Source organism: Corynebacterium pyruviciproducens ATCC BAA-1742 (assembly GCF_000411375.1).
Taxonomy (GTDB): domain Bacteria; phylum Actinomycetota; class Actinomycetes; order Mycobacteriales; family Mycobacteriaceae; genus Corynebacterium; species Corynebacterium pyruviciproducens.
Window position 1 is genome coordinate 309,396 of sequence record NZ_KE150446.1, and the last position, 17,716, is coordinate 327,111.

Genomic DNA, 17,716 nt, shown 5'->3' on the forward strand with positions numbered 1-17,716 from the left:
TTATGCGCCACGAGACATTGCTTCCTTATCTTCTTTTTGTTCTTGGTGAACGTTATTCACCGGGGACCATCCCCGGCGTGCGTGATCAGATGTTGTTGCTTCACGCGACCAGTACACGATATAGGGTCGTGTCATATATCCTACCGGAGCCGAAACTACATGGACCAGCTTCGTAAATGGCCACACTAAGAGGAGAATCAGCCCGGCGATAATGTGCAGTTTAAATTCTACCGGGACATTGGCCATGAGCTCAGGTTGGGGGTTGAAACTAAATACACCCCGGATCCACGGTGAGATGGTCTCACGGTAGTCATAGCCGTTGGAACCCTGCAGAATTTGGGTAGACACCGTCGCCCATCCTCCCAGCAGCATCGCGGCCGAGAGCAGGACGTACATGACAATGTCGTTGGGTGTGGTGGAAAAACGCACCGACTTGACCACGAACCTCCTGTACAACAGGCCGAGGAGACCAACGATGGCAGCAGCCCCAAAAATCGATCCGAGGACCACGGCCATAAGGTGATAGAGGTGCTCCGGAATTCCCGCCGCCTCAGTCCACGCCTTAGGGACACACAGGCCGGCTATGTGCCCGACGATGACGCCCAACATACCGTAGTGGAAAAGGGGAGACGACCACCGCAGCATGCGGGATTCGTACACCTGGGAGGATTTGGTCGTCCACCCGTACTGGTCGTAACGCCACCGCCACACCAGTCCCACGACGAACACGACGGCGGAAATCCAGGGAAGGACTGTCCAGAAAAAAAGTGAAAGGTTTGTCACGGTTTAGTCACCTCGGAGAGCGGGAGCGGGGATGCGATGTCAGATATTCCCACAAGTTCTGCAGGAGGGCCCTTCCGCACTAGGGCCAAGTAGCGGTCGGTTGTCTCTTCGTCCATGAGTGGCAGCACCATGGCGATGGCGCGGATCAGGTGGTAGTACGGCGATTCTGCCGATTCGAGCGCGGTGCGCAGCACTTCGATTCCGTCGCGGTGCGCGGAAAGCAGCTCGACGAGGAGCGTCGGATCCGCCGCGGTTGCGACGGCCTCCAAAACCACGCACAGGTGGTCAGGCAGCTCGCGCCGGGCCAGGTTGAACCCGCAGGCCCGCAGGGCATCACCAAACGCCAAGATAGCTGTGCCTCGCTGGCGAGTATCCCCGACAGCGTAGTAGCTCAGGTAAAGCGAGCAGCGACGCCTCTGATCGAAGATGTCCACATAATGTGTATCCAGGCCGCGGACGCCTTCCCTGCGTGCGGTACGCGCAAACGCCGAGATTTCCTCCGCCACTTCACCGGGCACGCGATCGAGCACAGTTTCCACGGCGGTGAGCCGATCGAGAAAATCCTCACCGGGATAATCCAGCAGGATCGAGCACGCCATGGAGACAAGAGCTAACTGCTCTTCTGTCACCTCCACATGGGGCGATGGCGTGAACGTTGCCGGTCCGTTAAACGTTGCCTTTTTCACGGTCGACCGCCCCGATCGGTGCTGCCAACGGATGCCGAGCTACGCTGCCGTGGCGGGAACATATCCCGTGGCGTGCTGCCCGTGGGCCAACTCTTGAGGCTCACCGGACCACCTGCGCCACCGCCTGCGACGTTGCCGTCCGCATCGGTGGAACCGGGAGATACCGCGCAATCCAGTTGCTGTGCCACATCCTCGCGGGTAAATCCCAGCTGGGAAATCCCGCGCGGGATCTCCGACGAAGTTGTGGGAATGACGTAGCGGTCATCGTACTTCGCGATGGATAGCAGGCGATGCATGCTGACGATATCTGTGCCGGTCATGCCCACAGCCTGGGCGATGTCCTCCTGTGGCTCGTTGCCGAGCGTCACATCACGCATGTAGGAACGCATGGCCGCGAGCTTGCGGAGCGATTTTTCCACCGGCACCGTGTCACCGGCAGTCAATAAGCCGGCCAGGTACTCCAACGGGATACGCATGCGGGAGATCGCCGTGTACAAAATCTTGTGATCCTCACCGTCATTGCCCGAGGCCGTCACCTGATCGACGATCGGGCTCAGCGGCGGGATGTACCACACCATGGGCAGCGTGCGGTACTCCGGGTGAAGTGGTAGCGCCACCTCGTAGCGGGCGATGAGCTCCCACACCGGGGACTCCTGGGCAGCCTTGATCCACGTGCGTGGAACCCCGTTCTCGCGGGCCGCACGGATCACCTCGGGATCGTGCGGGTCTAGGAGGAGGGACCTCTGTGCCTCGTACAGATCAGTTTCCTTTTCCACCGAGGCGGCCTCGTGGACTCGATCGGCATCGTAGAGAACGACGCCGAGGTACCGAAGGCGCCCGACGCAGGTCTCCGAACACACCGTGGGTTGCCCGGCCTCCAAACGTGGGTAGCAGAGCGTGCATTTCTCCGCCTTGCCCGACTTGTGGTTGAAGTACACCTTCTTGTACGGGCAGCCGGACACGCACATGCGCCATCCACGGCAGCGGTCTTGATCGACGAGGACGATGCCATCTTCCGCGCGCTTATACATTGCGCCGGAGGGGCAGCTAGCCACACAAGCCGGGTTGAGGCAGTGCTCGCAAATCCGCGGAAGATAGAACATGAAACTATCTTCAATCTCGGTTTTCACCGTGAGATTCATCTGCTTGAGAATCGGGTCCGAGTGCATCGTTTCGGTTGATCCGCCCAGATCATCGTCCCACGCGGACGACCATTCCACCTTGTCCAGCGGCCGTCCATCCAGCTGCGAGATCGGCCTGGCCGTGGGCAGCGTCTTCTGATCCTTGGGGGCGGAAAGCAGTTTTTCGTACTCGTACGTCCACGGCTCGTAGTAATCGGAGATCTCCGGAAGGTCCGGGTTGGAGAAGATCTGTGCCAGCTTGCGCAGGCGGCCACCCGACTTCGGCTTCAGCTTGCCTGAGCTGGTTCGCTGCCAGCCACCGTTCCACTTATCCTGGTCCTCCCACCGGCGCGGGTAGCCGATGCCGGGCTTGGTTTCCACGTTGTTGAACCAGATGTATTCGGTTCCTTCGCGGTTTGTCCATGCCTGTTTGCAGGTGACCGAACACGTGTGACAGCCGATGCACTTGTCCAGGTTCATCACCATAGCAATTTGTGCCATGACCTTCATTAGTATTCAACCTCCTGCGAACGGCGACGAATCGTCGTAACTTCGTCGCGGTTATTTCCTGTCGGTCCGATGTAGTTAAAGGAGTAAGTGAACTGTCCGTACCCGCCGATGAGGTGGGTGGGCTTGATCATGATGCGCGTGAGAGAGTTGTGGGTTCCGCCTCGGCGCCCAGTCTTCTCGTTCACCGGGGTGCCCACAGTTCTCTCGGAAGCGTGGTGCATGAATACCGTCCCCTCAGGGATGCGATGCGAAACCACGGCTCGCGCGGACACTATGCCGTTTCTGTTCTTAGCCTCAATCCAATCGTTGTCTTTCACGCCGATCTTCTCGGCATCCTTGTTAGACATCCACACCACCTGGCCGCCTCGGGCCAAGGAAAGAACGTGGAGGTTGTCAAAGTACTGCGAGTGGATCGCCCACTTGTTGTGAGGCGTGAGATACCGTACCGTCACCTCTGCATCTGTCGTTGTCCCGGGGGCGGTTTCACCGTACAACTGGTGCACGTCCACCGGTGGTTTGAAGGTGGGCAGCGCCTCGCCATAGCGAATCATCCAATCGTGGTCGAGGTAGTAATGCATACGGCCCGAAAGGGTGTGCCAGGGTTTGTCGTGCTCGACGTTGATGGCAAAGGCTGTGTAGCGCCGTCCGCCATGCTCGGATCCCGACCACTCGGGCGATGTAATGACGCCGACGGGCTTCTCCGAGATGTCCTTCCACGTGATTCGCTTGCCCTCCTCTTCAATGGAGAGGTCCTTCATCGGCTTATCGGAGTCCACGCGCTCATCCATGAAAGCGAAGCCCTGCGTTGCCAGACGGCCGTTCGACGTGCCCGAGAGGCGAAGCACCGCCTCGCAGGCTTTCTTGTCCGTCGCAACTGAGGGTCGCGGGCCGATAGACGTCTCGACGGTGCCGTTCATCTGGGCGAGTTCTTCCACTTCCTTGTCCGGGTGGAAAGCAACTCCCTTTGTATTCATACCGGCCTTGGCAGACAACGGCCCCAGGGCATTGAATTTCTCCAGCACCTTGGAGTAGTCACGCTCGATTTCGACCATCTTGGGCAGGGGTGATGAATCGAGATCCGTGACGATACCGCGTGGCGAGCCGAGCTCGTCGGGTGAATCGTGGCCGAAGGGCACGGTGACAACGTCGGTCTGGGTGCCGAGCCAGGTGGTGGCGTACTCCGAGAACTTGCCGGCCAGGTCTTGGAACAGCTCGAAATCGGTCCGCGCCTCCCACGGGGGCGTGATTGCCGCGTTGAAGGTGTGCAGGAACGGGTGCATATCCGTGGAGGACATGTCGTGCTTTTCGTACCACGTTGCTGCCGGGAAGATGATGTCACTCACCAGCGTTGTGGAGGTGTTGCGGAAATCCGAGGTCATCATGAGATCGAGCTTCCCCTGGGGCGCCTCATCGTGCCAGACTATGGACCGCGGGCGATCCTCGGGCGCAAGTTCCGTGGCTGTTGCGTCGGAATCAACGCCGAGCATGTGGCGAAGGAAGAACTCCGTTCCCTTGGCCGAGGAACCCATGAGGTTGGTGCGCCAGTTGAGGAGGATCTTCGGGCTCGCCTCGCGGGCATCCGGATCCTCGCAGGAGAACTTTAGGCTGCCGGAGCGAAGCTCGTCGGCAATGTAGTCCTTGGGGGCGATCCCCTTTTCTTTCGCTTCCTCCGATAGCTTGAGGGTGTTGCGCGTGAACTGGGGGTAGCAGGGCATCCACCCACGCTTCATAGATTCGACGAGGGTGTCGCTTGTCAGCTCATGGTCATCGAGGTCGGTTGCTAGGGGAGAAGCGAATCGGTTCGTCCGGGCGTTGTCGTACCTCCACTGATCGGTGGTGAGGTACCAGAAACCGGTGGAGATCATCTGGCGGGCGGGGCGCTGCCAATCCAGTGCGAATGTGTACTGGGCCCAACCGGTTTGCGGGCGCAGTTTCTCCTGGCCCACGTAGTGAGCCCAACCACCGCCGTTGACACCTTGCGTGCCACACATGGTGGTAAGCGCCAGGAACGTGCGGTAAATCTCGTCCGAGTGGAAGTAGTGGTTGGTTCCGGCGCCCATGACGATCATGGAGCGGCCGTGCGATTCCTCCGCATTGCGGGCGAATTCGCGTGCGACACGGATCGCGCCTTCCATCGGCACGCCGGTCAGTTCTTCCTGCCACGCCGGGGTTCCGTAACACGTGAGATCGTCGTAGCCCGTTGGCCACTGGCCCGGCAGGCCAAGTTCGGGCCTGTTCACCGAGTAATTGGCGAGCAGGATATCGAACACGGTGGTGACGAGTTTGCCGTCGACCTCGTAGGTGGGCACGCCACGGTGGAGGACACCCGCACCGATGGGTCCGTCAGAGTTGCCCTGGTTGGGAAGGTCGAACCGGGGCAGAAGGATTTCCGCTGTGCCGTGGCCTTCGAGCTCGCCGACGGACATGATCGGGTCCACGCCGTCGAGGGACAGGTTCCACTTGCCCTTGCCTTCGTCACCCCAGCGGTCAGCAACCGTCCCGCCTGGATCCACCACGTGGCCGCTCTTGTCCATGACTAGGAGACGGTGTTCGGCGTTCGCGGAACTAACGAGCTGCTCGTCGTTGAGTTCGGCTGCGGTGAGGAATTTTCCGGGCACGAAGGTGGTGGAGGAACCAGCTTCTTCCTCGTAGCGATCCAATTCCACGAGGAACGGCGAATCGGTGAACCGCTTCATGTAGTCGAGGAAGTAGGGGGTTTGCTCCTTGACATGGAATTCGTTGAGGATGACGTGTCCCATCGCCATCGCGAGGGCGCCGTCGGTGCCGGGGTTAGCACGCAACCATTCGTCGGCGAATTTGGTGTTATCGGCGAAATCAGGGGAGACGACGACAACTTTCTGCCCGGAATAGCGAGCTTCCACCATGAAGTGGGCATCTGGTGTACGGGTCAGCGGGATATTCGAGCCCCACATGATGAGGTAGGTGGAGTTATACCAATCGCCAGATTCCGGCACGTCCGTCTGGTCGCCGTACATCTGTGGAGATGCCGGCGGAAGATCGGCGTACCAATCGTAGAAGGAAAGGTTGACGCCGCCAATGAGCTGGAGGAATCGGGCACCCGCACCGTAGGAGATCATACTCATCGCGGGGATAACGGAGAACCCGGCAACCCTATCCGGGCCGTACTCGCGGACGGTGTCGACGTGGGCAGCCGCGGCGATCTCAAGGGCTTCTTCGTAATCAACGCGGATCATGCCACCCTTGCCGCGTGCGGATTTGTAGGCCTTGGCTTTGAGCGGGTCCTCCACGATATCGCGCCATGCGAGAACCGGATCCTTCAGGCGCTTCTTTGCATCCCTGTACATATCGATGAGCTGGGCTCGGACGTAGGGGTAGCGGATGCGTGTGGGGGAGTACGTGTACCAGCTGAAAGCAGCGCCACGAGGGCAGCCGCGGGGTTCGTACTCGGGCATGTTCGGCCCGCTGGTGGGGTAGTCAGTCTGCTGTGATTCCCAGGTGATTACGCCATCTTTGACGTACACCTTCCAGGAGCATGAACCCGTGCAGTTGACCCCGTGGGTGGAGCGCACGACCTTGTCGTACGACCAGCGGTCGCGGTAAAACACGTCCGCATCGCGACCACCCGTGAGGTACATCTCGTGGTTGTCAGCGTCGGTATCACCGCCTCGCAGGTAGCTGCCGAAGCGAAGCAAAGGGTTAGTCATCGTAGATCCTTGGTTGTTTCTGGTCCTCGGTGAGTAAACGCAAAGGACAAAGCGGTTGTTTTCAGTGCTTCAATTAGCCCGGGTACGGGGCATTAGGTCGGGCGTAGAACACCCACGTGAGCGCGGTCGCGATGGCAAAGAACACCACACAACCCCAGAAGAACGTTGCCGGGTGCATCATGGTGAGAAGAACGCCTACGAAGAACGGGCTAAACGACGCGATAGCGGAGGTCCAGCCGATAACGCCACCGGACTGGCGCTTGGGGAGCACCATCGGCATTTGCTTGAAAGTGCCGGCGTTTCCCAGACCCGTGAAGAAGAACATGACGAGCATGGCGATGAGGAACGGCCAAAAGTCCTTGGGGGAATCCGGGTGGAGGAAGAGCGCTGCAACCGCGGTGGAAATTGTCATCCCGACGCCGCCGATGAACGTCCAGATTGCGCCACCGAATTTGTCGCACAACGGGCCCCACAATGCACGGACACCTGCGCCAATGAGAGGGGCTAGGAAGGCGAACGACGCTCCCTTGGGTAACGTGGCCGGGTCGTAGGACGAGGCGAATTCGCTCTGTGCGCCGAAAGTGTTGTTGACGAGGAGCCCGAACTGGGCAGCAAAGCCGGCGAAAGCGCCGAAGGTCATGATGTACACCACGGTGAGCACCCAGGTGTTGACGTTTCCAAAGATATCCATCTGCTGCTTAATGTTGGCCTGAACCGGAACGTCTTTGAGGTAGATGAATGCGACGATGGAGATGATGATTGCCCACGGCGCGAAGAAGATACCGACGTTGTGGACCCACAGCTGGCCACCGTCAGAGGTTGTCTGAGGTGCGATCATCCCGAGACCGAACAAACTGAAACCCATGACCCACGGGGCGAGGAACTGGATGAGGGAAACACCGAAGTTGCCGAGGCCGGCCTGGAGGCCGAGTGCCGTACCAGACTTGGACTTGGGGAAGAAGTATCCCGTCGACGGCATGTATCCCGAGAAGCAGCCACCGCCGATACCTGTCATGAGAGCGAGGCAAATGAGCCACCAATAGGGAGTGGTGGGATCCTGGACCGCGAAAAACCAGCCGAGCATCGGGATGACAAAGAGCAGCGAGGTGAATCCGACCATCTTGCGTGTGCCAATGATGGGTGGAAGGAACATGTAAATGAGTCGGACGACGCCGCCGGATAGGCCGGGCACGGCGGCGAGCCAGTACAGCTGACTCGCGGTGAGGCTGAAACCGATTTCATTCAGTTTGGGCGCGATGGCGGAAACCAGGTACCACACGCAAAAACCGATGGTGAGTGAGATGGTCGAGATAATGAGCGTGCGCCAGGCGATGGAGGAATCCCATTTCTCTGGATTCTCTGGGTCCCACCCGGTTAATACTCTTCCGTTTCCTGTCGTTTCTGAAGCTATGAGAGAAGAAACTTCTTTCCAATATGTGATGTAAGCTACAAACTAAAGGCGTTATATTCCGTATAACTGAGTTTACTTATTTTGTTTCAAGTAACGGACAACCCTTGTATGTACTTACTGTAACAAAAATTATTCGTCGATAGAGAATTACCATTTTTAATGGTCGCGTAAACGTAGGTACGCCTAAGCTTTAAGGCGAACGTCTGTGTTTACCTCGAATAACTGCAGTGATCGTGCAATACCGGCAGCGTGACAGTCAGAGAGTAGGAAGTAGGAATATGTCTATTAAAGCGGTAGTAATTACGGTCAGTGACCGGAGCTACAGTGGCGAAAGGGAAGATAAGTCCGGCCCCGTAGCGGTGAACACGTTCCGGGATGCCGGATTCGATTGCGGTGACGCAATTGTCATTCCGGACGGGATCGAAAGCGTCTCCAACGCGCTAACCGATGCGATCTCTCAAGGGGCTCGGGTCATTTTCACCACGGGAGGAACGGGAGTGTCCGCCCGCGATGTCACCCCCGAGGCCACCCGCCCCTTCATCGAGAAGGAGTTATCCGGCATCGAGACGCAAATCGTGCTGGAGGGCCTCAAGAAAACTGAGCTGTCCGGGCTGTCACGCGGCATCGTCGGCGTGGGAGGAAAGGCGATTTTTATCAACGCGCCGGGTTCTCGCGGGGGCGTAAAGGATGCCCTGTCTGTCGTTCTTCCCCTGATCCCTCACCTCATCGAGCAACTCGACGGGTACGACGGCGAGGCGCACCAGAATAATTAGGTTTGTTAAGGACTCGTTCGTCCTCCATTCACACCAGCGAGAGCGCGCCCAGCGGTAAGGCCAGACTACGTGTCCCTAACATTTCGCGCTCCGGCTACTTAGCCACCATCCACTGGTCTAGTGGCCGGGTCGCAGCGCACCCTGCGGCCTGCCAAAAAAACGCGCCGGTTCGAGGATAGTGGTGGAAGCTACTTCCCAAACTCGGAGGCAACCGCCTCCAACGTGTCAAAATCCTTCTCGCGCCCGTCTCCTGCCACCTCGGCGTAGTGCACGCCATCGTAGATGCGCTTAGCAGCGCCGTCCCCGCGGGCGGCGAGGCGCAAAGCGGCCGTGCGCCACAGCGCGATGAGGGGCTCGAGGAACCCCTCTGAAGAGCGGATGACAGCCACATCGTAAGGGGGAGTGCTGCTGTGATCCGCATCGTCAGTCGTTCGGCCGGCACCAAGCGCCTGTGCAAGTTGGGGGAGGAATTCGGCCGCACGGGGAGCATCAACTGTAGTGATGAAGGTGAACTCCGTCTCCACCTCGGCCACCCCGCGCGCGATCGCCGGTACGGGCCCGGAAAAAGGCGGATCCTCGGCAACAAGGCGAACGTCCGGATCATCAATCGTCGGGTTGCGGGAGCTGACTACAACCACAGGGAAACCCGCCACGGAGGAGAGTACCCGGTCGATGAGCCGGTGACCGCCCGCGTCAACGCACGCCTTGTCCACCCCACCCATCCGCGTGGCGCGACCACCCGCGAGAACAACGACGGTGATGTTCGCTGGATCCACGTGGATCGTCGGCCCAGAGGTCACTTCGTGTCCTCGCGCACCCACGTGCCGGAGCGGCCGCCGGACTTCTTGGTGATCTTGCACGAGCGGATGTAGGCGGAGCGGTCCACGCCCTTGACCATGTCGATGATGGCAAGCGCGGTGACGGATACGGCCGTTAGCGCCTCCATCTCCACCCCAGTACGGTCCGCCGTCCGGACAGTGGCCTCAATAAACACGTGATCATCGCGGATCTCCAGGTCGACGGCGGCGCCGTGGATACCGATGGTATGGGCGAGGGGGAGTAGCTGGGGGACCTTCTTGGCCGCGGAGATTCCCGCGATGCGGGCGACTGCGAGAACATCGCCCTTGGGCACGGTGCCGTCGCGCAGCGCGGTGATGATCTCTTGGGAGCAGTACACTTCTCCCTGCGCGGTGGCGCTGCGGACGGTGGGCTTTTTTTCGGTGACATCGACCATGTAGGCCTCACCGGCGTTGTTGAGGTGCGTCAATTTCATCGTGGTACTTCTTTCTTCTGGTGGCTCAGAGCGGCGGAAGGCCTCCTGCCGGTTAAAGGATCATTACCTGCGCGTTGTGGCCGGTGTGTCCTGGGGGAACGATGGCGAGTCCGTTCATCCCCACAAGTGAGCCGATCTTGTGTGAGCCTGCGCCCTTTGAAACCACTCTGTCGCCCTGGACCTTGACGGGGAACATGCGCGTGCGCTCTTCGATGGGGTCCAGTGGGCCATCGATGGACATGGGAACCTTGACCAGCGCGTAGTCACGGCCTGTGAGTGAGCAGATGACATCGCGCACGTAAAGGTGGAAGCTCACCCAGGCGCTGACGGGGTTGCCGGGCAGGCACACGATCGGCGTGCCCTTCCATAGGCCGCAGCCTTGGGGCTTACCCGGCTGCTGGGCGACCTTGTAAAAGCCGATGGAGTCCTGGGTGGCTTCCTTCACCACGTCGAAAGCACCGGCGGAGACCCCACCGCTGGTGACCACGAGGTCGCACGATTCGGTCAGTGAATCAAGGATGGAAATGAAGTCTTCGGGCCGGTCACTGGAGTGGTGGGCACGGATGACATCGCAGTGTTGCTCGCGGGCGAGCGCCTCGAGCATCGGCCCGTTGGAGTCAGGAATTTGCCCCTCGCCCAGGTCCTCAATGCTTGCGAGCTCGTCTCCGGAGGAGATGACACCCACGACGGGGCGGGGGTAGCACGTCACCTCGGATACGCCGACGGAGATGATCGCCGCCAGTGCGGATGCGTCCACCATCGTTCCCGCAGCGACCACCACGTCGCCCACTGCCACGTCGTCAGCCCTCGGGCGGACGTGTGCCCGGGGCTTGGGTGCAACGTAGACCTCGATGGTGGAGGGGAGAGCCTGCGGGCCGGGCTTGAGGTTGGTGTCCTCCACGGGCACGACGGCTGTTCCCTCATCGTCGCCGGTGGGTGCGCCAGTCATGATGCGGACTGCCTCGCCCGGGCCTACAGGAAGCGCGGTTGCGCCGGCCGGAACATCTCCCACCACCGTGCGTCGGGCGGTGCCGTCGTCTGTGCGTACGAGGAATCCATCCATCGCCGAGTTGGTAAAGCGCGGAATGGGCAGCTTTGCCTCAACATCGTCCGCCAGGACAAGCCCGACTGCCTCCGACACTGGAAGAGTTACCCGTTTATCCAGTGGTTTTGTCAGTTTGTGGATGATGGACTGGTATTCGCTCATGGGGATTAACACATCGCCCACTATACTGGCCCAAATGATTTACTCTCGCATCCGTAACGATTCCATCGATGTCTCCGCGCTCGCTGGAAAGGTGGCCTGTGACGAGGCCGGCGCTATTGCTACTTTCGATGGTCGTGTGCGTAATCATGACCACGGGCATGTGGTGACAAAGCTGACGTACTCGGCGCATCCTTCCGCAGAGAAGATCATCGCCGAGGTCTGTGCGGAGATTGGGGAGAAGTATGCGCTGCACGGCATCGCCGTCGAGCACCGCACCGGGGACCTCGCTATCGGTGACACTGCGCTGGGTGCGGCTGTCAGTTCGTCTCACCGTCACGACTCGTTCGACGCTCTCACCGAGCTTGTCGACGAAATTAAGGCGCGCCTTCCAATTTGGAAGCAACAGTTCTTCCCGGACGGAACCTACGAGTGGAGTAACTGCGCCTAGCACCTTAGCGGGGGATGTGTGCCTATAGTTTTCCTGTGCGATGATTCTTTCTCACCCTGGCATCAACTGCGTTGATGGCGCTCTCCGTCCTCCCCACGGCGAGCGCGGTAAGCCTGGACCCCGGGGCGGTTCCATCGCGAACGCAGATTACGGTACGGCTTGATTCGGGTGTGGCGTTTTCTACCCTCAACGGCGCCGAATCCCGCCCGGCGCTGTCTCTGGCGAAGCTGTACCTCGGGTATTGGGTGCTGTACCACGGCGCGCCGGAAGATCAGGCGCGGGTGGAAAACATGATTCGGTACAGCGAGGATTCCACCGCTACCTATTTGGATCGCAAGTACAGGCAGGCCATCCCTGCGATCATCGGAGAGTGGAACCTGCACGAGACTCACTATTCGGGCTATTGGGGAGGCATGACAACATCTACCGAGGACGTGGCGCGGTTCACGTCGGCTATTCAGTACGATCCGGTGGCCACTCCGATCATGAATGGGATGCGAGAAGCGGCACCGATCGCACGGGATGGGTACGCACAGAACTACGGCACCTCGCGTCTTCCCCGGTGTGTGGGGCACCAAGTTTGGGTGGTCAGATAACCGCACAATCAATGCCTCGGTTTCGCTGGCACCAGGATTCACGGTGGCAGCCCACACTTATGGCACGGCAGATACGCTCACCGACGACGTTCTCACGGCTGTTCACAACGATCCGCAGCCGAGCCAGTCGTCACAGTTACCCACCATGAGCGCTGACCTAGTATCCCCAGAGCAAGCTCTCCTCAATGTGTCGAGGAAAACGGACCGAATTCACCAGCAGGTTGCGACACAGGCAGATCAAGCAACCCGTAACGTGCAAGCTCAATTTGCTGAGGCGCAACGTGTGGCCACCGAGCAGGCAGCCACCGCACAACGAGACACGTGCAATGCGCTCAATTCCGCTGCTTCCCAAGCGGGCCTTGCCCCCGTCTGCTAGTTACGGTCCCGACGCTTCACGACGGTCCCGACGCTAAATGACGGGGGAAGAGGTGCCTACGTGCTGCTGTCGATTGAAAAAGGCACGGGTGGGGCTCCGGGGATTGCGATGATTAGGAACGGGCTTAGCCGCCTGCGAAAGGCGGCAGGAAATCGACGGACTCAGCCTTCTCAGCAGGCATGGAAAAATCGGTGACCTGTGTGTTATTGGCAAAGATGGCGCACTGGTCGAGTACGTTAGCTGCATGGGGGTGGGCGGAGAGAGCGTAGTCGCGCACATCCTTGACCGTGGTGAAGGTCTCCGATGTAACTTTTTCCTCGGGGAAGCCCACCGCATCGGCGGCAGCCGCAAAGTAACGAATAGTAGTCACAGGTTTATCCTCCAATAGCGCTCATCGTTCGATCCGGCTGGATGAACAGCGGGCTGTCAATGCCGTGGCCGGCCTTCTTTACTGACATGCACTCCTGCCACGCCGTGGCGAGCTCATCGTCGCTGGCACCGCTTCGCATGAGATCCCGAAGGGACGTTTCCTCGCGGGCGAACAGGCAATTGCGCACCGCACCGTCGGTTGTCAGGCGGGTCCGATCGCAGTCACCACAGAACGGATGGGTGACCGCGGCGATGACGCCGATGTACCCGTCGAGGCTGCCGTCCGTAGCATGCCACAGCGCCGCCGGCGCCGAGCCTCGAGGGGCCTCGGCCGGCTCCAGCGAAAAGCGTGTACGCAGGGTGTCGAGAATGTGCTCAGCCGTCACCATCGTCGCACGGTGCCATGTCTCCGGCGGGCCAAGGGGCATCTGCTCAATGAAGCGAAGCTGCGCTTTGTGCTTGAGGCAGTACTCGGCAAGCGGAATGATGTCGTCCTCGTTCACACCTGGCATCACCACGGTGTTCACCTTGACCGGGGTGAGCCCTACCTCGCCGGAAACCCGGATCGAGGTGAGAACATCAGCGAGCCTGTCACGCCGGGTGAGGCGAGAATACGTCTCGTTATCCAGTGAGTCGAGCGAAATATTCACCCGATCCAGCCCGGCCTCCTTCAGCTTCTTCGCATGCCGGTGCAGGCTCACACCATTGGTGGTGATGGCCGTGGAGGGAGCGGGCGACAGGGCTTTGGTCGCGGCGATGATCTCGGGCAAAGATTTCCGTAGTAGCGGCTCGCCGCCGGTGAAGCGGACCTGCCGAATCCCCAGTTTTTCTACGGCGATGCGAATGAGCCGGATGGTCTCGTCATCGGTCAGCGTCTCCTCGGTGGGAATCCACTCCATGCCCTGCGCAGGCATGCAGTAGGTGCACCGAAGGTTGCAACGGTCGGTCAGCGAGACCCGGAGGTCGCGGGCCACGCGTCCAAAGCGGTCGGCCAATAACGTTTGTGTTGACATGTCCCCTCTAAACTAGTCGAAATACCCTGCAGTAGCTAATAACGCCGACCAACCGCCGAATATTCTCCCTGTGGAGGAGTGGACGGCTTGACCACCACCGGTGGTGACCAGCTTGGGTTAGCCGAGTGGGGACGGGCTTACAACACGATCGGGGATGGGCGCTGTGTCACCCGCGAGGACATCCATGAGACGGGTGGGGTAATCGGTGATGATCCCATCCACCCCGGCGAAGATAAGCTGCTGCATCACTGCTGGATCGTTGATCGTCCACGGGATGACAAGCAGGTACTTTTCATGCGCCCGCTTGACGTAATCAGGTGTTACATCGACATGCGTGGTTTTGCCGTCGACAGTGGATGCTGACTGGCTGTAGCGGGGAGAGATCCCATCCACGCCGAGGGCGTCTGCTGCCTCCAGCGGATCGCCGGCAGCCGCAGTGTAGCTGATGTTGCCCAACCACGGGGAACCGGGAGTAAACGTGCCATCGGTGTACGAGGCAATGGTGAGAATGGAGCTATCAGCCTTCTTCACCATCGGCAGAGCTTGCCAATCAAGCGACGTGATGGAGACCCGACTGCGCAGGTCGTGCTCATGGACCGTCTGCACCACGGTGTTGACGGTGTTCTCCGTGGAGGCAGATTCATCCGGGCGAGTCGGATCCGTTCTAATTTCTATGTTGAAACGTACCTCGGGGCGCAGCTTGGCGAGCTCAAAAACCTCGTCCAGCTGGAGGATGAAGGAACTGTGCTCATGATGTGCGTGGGGGAAATTTTCCTGCGGGAGTGAGCAATCAAGCGTACGCAATTGGGCGTAGGTGAGGTCATGAACGGGCTTTCCCACGTAGGGGAACTGTGGATCGCCGGCGACGGTGGGGCCGGTATCCACACACTTGTTGTCCTTAATGGTGAGATCGTGCCACACCATGGGGACGCCATCCCGGCTCAGCGTGACATCCACGCCAAGGGTATCCACGCCAAGCGCCAGAGCATGGGTAAACGCGCATTGGGAATCCTCACCGTGTTCACCGCGCCCGCCACGGTGAACCTGCACATCGAGTGGTTGAATATCCGCAGCGATCGCCCGGCCGGTAAAGAGCCCCTGATTAGTGGCATCGGCCGAGGCCGCGCTCGATCCGTCCCGTGAGCTGCAGGCCGTAAGGCAGCTCAACGCAATAAGCCCGGTTGCTGCGATAGCACGGGGGGGTACGTTGGCGGGGCATGATCTGGCTTTCTACGCCGTGGTAGCGGAAGCAGTCTAACCGGAGGCGCGATAGGTGAGAGCTGCGTGTACATCGGGCGGAAAGCGGGCCGTGGGTGAGCCAGTCAACCGACACTATGGCTAAGATTTTATCCCATAATCCCCGTCAATTTGGCACGGGGTAGACAACGCTGTCTTTGACTGGGTTTTTGTGGCATGACATGGGGTGGTTTGTACTAGTCACCATTAGCCTCAAGGGGGGGGTGAGTCAGCACTTATTTGCGCCGATGTTTGCGAACTTAGTGCTCGCCCGGTCCCTTGAGCTTGATGATGGTGAAGAGGTTCTCCGCACGGTGCTTACGCAGATCCTTCTTGTCAAATTTGCCCACGCTTGTTTTGTCCACAGAATCCACAAACGTCCAGTACTCAGGCAGCATCCAGTTGGGTAACGTCTCCCGCATGGAGGCGCGGAGCTTCTCGGCAGTTTCCTTTGTCGGTGGCACGCCCTGGTGCAACACGGTGACTGCGAGGGGCCGCTCGCCCCACTTCTTGTCGGGGTAGCCGATGACCGCGCACTCGATAACATCCGGATGCGCCATGACGAGGTTTTCCAACTGCACCGAGTAAATCCACTCGCCACCGGAGCGGATGACATCGCGTGCGCGATCCTCGATGGTGAGGAAGCCGTCCTTGGTCACCCTCCCTACGTCTCCGGTTCGCAGCCAGCCGTCTTCGGTGAACTGGTCCTCCGCATCAGTGAACGGTTTGCCGCGGAACTCTAAGACATTATTCGAGTGGTAGTACGAGCCGGTCACCCACGGGCCACGCACCTGAATCTCGCCGTGGTTGCGATCGGTGCGGGAAACCTCCACGCCGTCGGTGACAACGCGGTACTGGACGGTAGCGGGGAAGCGCCCCTGCGAAATGCGATAAGCCCAGCGCTGCTGCCCGGAGACACCCGATGGCGGACGGGCGACGGTGCCTACCGGGGAGGTTTCCGTCATGCCCCACATCTGGATCACATCCACACCGTATTTTTCCTCCCACATCTGGGTTAACGAGGGGGGAACGGGGGAGCCACCAGCGATGATCTCTGTCAGGCTCATGCGGGCAGGTGGATGGTGGAGGTAGTGAACCATGAGCGAAATCCACAGGGTGGGCACGCCGGTAGCAACCCGGGGGTGCGCCTCCGCGATGATCTCCGCCAGCCGGGCGGGAGAGACATCTTGGCCAGGGAGTACCAGCGGCGCACCCGACATGAACGCAGCGATAGGAACACCCCAGCTCAACACGTGGTAGATGGGAACGCAGCACAAAAACGGTGTGCCATGAGAAACCGCAAACGAATCCTGGGTGCGAAGCGAAAGGGAATGTAGGTAAATCGAGCGGTGCGAATACGCCACGCCTTTCGGCGGGCCGTCCGAGGTGCCCGTCGAGTAGCACAGAGCAGCCGCGGTGCGTTCGTCCAGCACAGGCCAGTCGTAGTGGGTCGGACGGGCGTCGATAAGCTCCTCGTAGGAGTATACCGTAACGGAGGCAGGCAGGCTGTCCATCACCTCGGAGATGTCCCCGTCACCGATGACGACCACGGCGCGGACCACGGGGCAGTGGGGCAGAACGGGGATCAGGATGTCAACCAGGCGCGGGTCCGCAACGATGACCTCATCTCCGGCGTGATTAATGATGTGAGCGATCTGGTCGCCCTGCAACTGCTTGTTCAGTGGCTGGAAAACGGCGCCCTTGCATGCTGCAGCAAAAAGAACCTCGAGGTGCTCCGGGCAGTTATACATGAGTGTGCCCACCCTCTGGTCGCCAGTGATGCCCAGCTCGTCCTCCAGCGCATGGGCGAAGGCGGCCGCCCGCTTGCCCAGCGCGGCGAAGGTCGTCCGCTCGAGCTCCCCCCGGTTCCACGAAAATACGGCGGTATCCCCATGGATCGTTGTTCCGTATTCGAGAATCCGTGCGACATTTAACGGGACGTCTTGCATAGTGGCGCGCATAGCACAAACTTTAACCCACTGTGGGCCAGCAATGACCTTTTAGTTATTCCGCCCACCTCTGACGGCTTCTCGCCGGCACAAAAAGTGCCATCTATCGTCACCTAATGTTGCTGTGTAATGTGCTTATGAGTTAAGATGGTTCGCGAAACAGATGCGGGGTCTCACTTCCTCCCGCAGTATTCCACGTTTTGTCGTTCCCGCAGTGGTTTTCCCAGCGGATTCTCACGGTGGAACTTCTTTCAAGAAATTGCCTCACACTACCGCCTT

Annotated in this window: 16 protein-coding genes; 4 read left to right on the top strand and 12 right to left on the bottom strand. The window is 59.8% G+C overall.

The window, feature by feature from the left end; all coding sequences use genetic code 11:
* The 5 genes from narI to HMPREF1219_RS01480 form a co-directional block, all read right to left on the bottom strand.
* Positions 1-783 (bottom strand): respiratory nitrate reductase subunit gamma, encoded by a 783-nt coding sequence (narI, locus tag HMPREF1219_RS01460; protein WP_016457232.1) that lies wholly within the window; start codon positions 781-783, stop codon positions 1-3.
* Complete coding sequence (gene narJ, locus HMPREF1219_RS01465) at positions 780-1,469, bottom strand: nitrate reductase molybdenum cofactor assembly chaperone (RefSeq protein ID WP_016457233.1); 690 nt, start codon at positions 1,467-1,469, stop codon at positions 780-782. The genes narI and narJ overlap by 4 nt, the downstream gene beginning before the upstream one ends.
* The gene (gene narH / locus HMPREF1219_RS01470) at positions 1,466-3,100 is read right to left on the bottom strand and encodes a nitrate reductase subunit beta (RefSeq protein ID WP_016457234.1); all 1,635 of its coding nucleotides are present in this window, start codon (positions 3,098-3,100) and stop codon (positions 1,466-1,468) included. The genes narJ and narH overlap by 4 nt, the downstream gene beginning before the upstream one ends.
* Entirely contained in the window at positions 3,100-6,786 is a 3,687-nt protein-coding gene (locus HMPREF1219_RS01475) for a nitrate reductase subunit alpha (RefSeq protein ID WP_016457235.1), read from the bottom strand. Before HMPREF1219_RS01475 ends, narH begins: the two co-directional genes overlap by 1 nt.
* Before the next feature lie 73 nt (positions 6,787-6,859).
* A complete protein-coding gene (locus tag HMPREF1219_RS01480; RefSeq protein ID WP_040426733.1) occupies positions 6,860-8,197 on the bottom strand; it encodes a nitrate/nitrite transporter in 1,338 nt (445 codons plus the stop codon).
* A gap of 278 nt (positions 8,198-8,475) precedes the next feature.
* Here HMPREF1219_RS01480 and HMPREF1219_RS01485 point away from each other — a divergent pair, with 278 nt between their 5' ends.
* Complete coding sequence (locus tag HMPREF1219_RS01485; protein WP_016457237.1) at positions 8,476-8,970, top strand: MogA/MoaB family molybdenum cofactor biosynthesis protein; 495 nt, start codon at positions 8,476-8,478, stop codon at positions 8,968-8,970.
* A gap of 188 nt (positions 8,971-9,158) precedes the next feature.
* Here HMPREF1219_RS01485 and mobA read toward each other — a convergent pair whose 3' ends face one another.
* The 3 genes from mobA to HMPREF1219_RS01500 are packed head-to-tail and all read right to left on the bottom strand — an operon-like array spanning position 9,159 to position 11,462.
* Positions 9,159-9,770 (bottom strand): molybdenum cofactor guanylyltransferase, encoded by a 612-nt coding sequence (mobA, locus tag HMPREF1219_RS01490; RefSeq protein ID WP_016457238.1) that lies wholly within the window; start codon positions 9,768-9,770, stop codon positions 9,159-9,161.
* On the bottom strand, positions 9,767-10,243 hold the full coding sequence (moaC, locus tag HMPREF1219_RS01495) for a cyclic pyranopterin monophosphate synthase MoaC (RefSeq protein ID WP_016457239.1): 477 nt from the start codon (positions 10,241-10,243) through the stop codon (positions 9,767-9,769). The genes mobA and moaC overlap by 4 nt, the downstream gene beginning before the upstream one ends.
* 52 nt (positions 10,244-10,295) lie before the next feature.
* Positions 10,296-11,462 carry a molybdopterin molybdotransferase MoeA gene (locus HMPREF1219_RS01500; RefSeq protein WP_245554367.1) on the bottom strand — a complete coding sequence of 389 codons (1,167 nt, stop codon included), beginning with the start codon at positions 11,460-11,462 and terminating at the stop codon, positions 10,296-10,298.
* 22 nt (positions 11,463-11,484) lie between these two features.
* Here HMPREF1219_RS01500 and HMPREF1219_RS01505 point away from each other — a divergent pair, with 22 nt between their 5' ends.
* From HMPREF1219_RS01505 to HMPREF1219_RS13135, 3 genes are all read left to right on the top strand, one after another.
* The gene (locus tag HMPREF1219_RS01505) at positions 11,485-11,898 is read left to right on the top strand and encodes a molybdenum cofactor biosynthesis protein MoaE (RefSeq protein WP_016457241.1); all 414 of its coding nucleotides are present in this window, start codon (positions 11,485-11,487) and stop codon (positions 11,896-11,898) included.
* A gap of 74 nt (positions 11,899-11,972) precedes the next feature.
* Positions 11,973-12,494 carry a hypothetical protein gene (locus HMPREF1219_RS13130; RefSeq protein ID WP_016457242.1) on the top strand — a complete coding sequence of 174 codons (522 nt, stop codon included), beginning with the start codon at positions 11,973-11,975 and terminating at the stop codon, positions 12,492-12,494.
* Between the two features lie 43 nt (positions 12,495-12,537).
* The gene (locus HMPREF1219_RS13135; protein WP_016457243.1) at positions 12,538-12,870 is read left to right on the top strand and encodes a hypothetical protein; all 333 of its coding nucleotides are present in this window, start codon (positions 12,538-12,540) and stop codon (positions 12,868-12,870) included.
* A gap of 124 nt (positions 12,871-12,994) precedes the next feature.
* On the opposite strand, the gene HMPREF1219_RS01515 is transcribed toward HMPREF1219_RS13135, so the two are convergent.
* The 4 genes from HMPREF1219_RS01515 to HMPREF1219_RS01530 all read right to left on the bottom strand — a co-directional run bounded on the left by HMPREF1219_RS01515 (position 12,995) and on the right by HMPREF1219_RS01530 (position 17,449).
* Entirely contained in the window at positions 12,995-13,240 is a 246-nt protein-coding gene (locus tag HMPREF1219_RS01515) for a MoaD/ThiS family protein (RefSeq protein WP_016457244.1), read from the bottom strand.
* A 4-nt stretch (positions 13,241-13,244) separates the two neighbouring features.
* Positions 13,245-14,252: a GTP 3',8-cyclase MoaA gene (moaA, locus tag HMPREF1219_RS01520; RefSeq protein WP_016457245.1), complete on the bottom strand. Its 1,008-nt coding sequence runs from the start codon at positions 14,250-14,252 to the stop codon at positions 13,245-13,247.
* A gap of 117 nt (positions 14,253-14,369) precedes the next feature.
* Positions 14,370-15,419 carry a glycerophosphodiester phosphodiesterase family protein gene (locus HMPREF1219_RS01525; protein ID WP_169455879.1) on the bottom strand — a complete coding sequence of 350 codons (1,050 nt, stop codon included), beginning with the start codon at positions 15,417-15,419 and terminating at the stop codon, positions 14,370-14,372.
* A 329-nt stretch (positions 15,420-15,748) separates the two neighbouring features.
* Entirely contained in the window at positions 15,749-17,449 is a 1,701-nt protein-coding gene (locus tag HMPREF1219_RS01530; protein ID WP_016457247.1) for a long-chain fatty-acid--CoA ligase, read from the bottom strand.
* Between the last annotated feature and the right edge of the window lie 267 nt (positions 17,450-17,716).

Bases quoted from the DNA above. Each gene is read 5' to 3' on its own strand.
- narH (WP_016457234.1), bottom strand. From the start codon at position 3,100: ATGAAGGTCATGGCACAAATTGCTATGGTGATGAACCTGGACAAGTGC.
- HMPREF1219_RS01475 (WP_016457235.1), bottom strand. From the start codon at position 6,786: ATGACTAACCCTTTGCTTCGCTTCGGCAGCTACCTGCGAGGCGGTGAT.
- HMPREF1219_RS01485 (WP_016457237.1), top strand. From the start codon at position 8,476: ATGTCTATTAAAGCGGTAGTAATTACGGTCAGTGACCGGAGCTACAGT.
- moaC (WP_016457239.1), bottom strand. From the start codon at position 10,243: ATGAAATTGACGCACCTCAACAACGCCGGTGAGGCCTACATGGTCGAT.
- HMPREF1219_RS01505 (WP_016457241.1), top strand. From the start codon at position 11,485: ATGATTTACTCTCGCATCCGTAACGATTCCATCGATGTCTCCGCGCTC.
- HMPREF1219_RS13130 (WP_016457242.1), top strand. From the start codon at position 11,973: ATGGCGCTCTCCGTCCTCCCCACGGCGAGCGCGGTAAGCCTGGACCCC.
- moaA (WP_016457245.1), bottom strand. From the start codon at position 14,252: ATGTCAACACAAACGTTATTGGCCGACCGCTTTGGACGCGTGGCCCGC.
- HMPREF1219_RS01530 (WP_016457247.1), bottom strand. From the start codon at position 17,449: ATGCGCGCCACTATGCAAGACGTCCCGTTAAATGTCGCACGGATTCTC.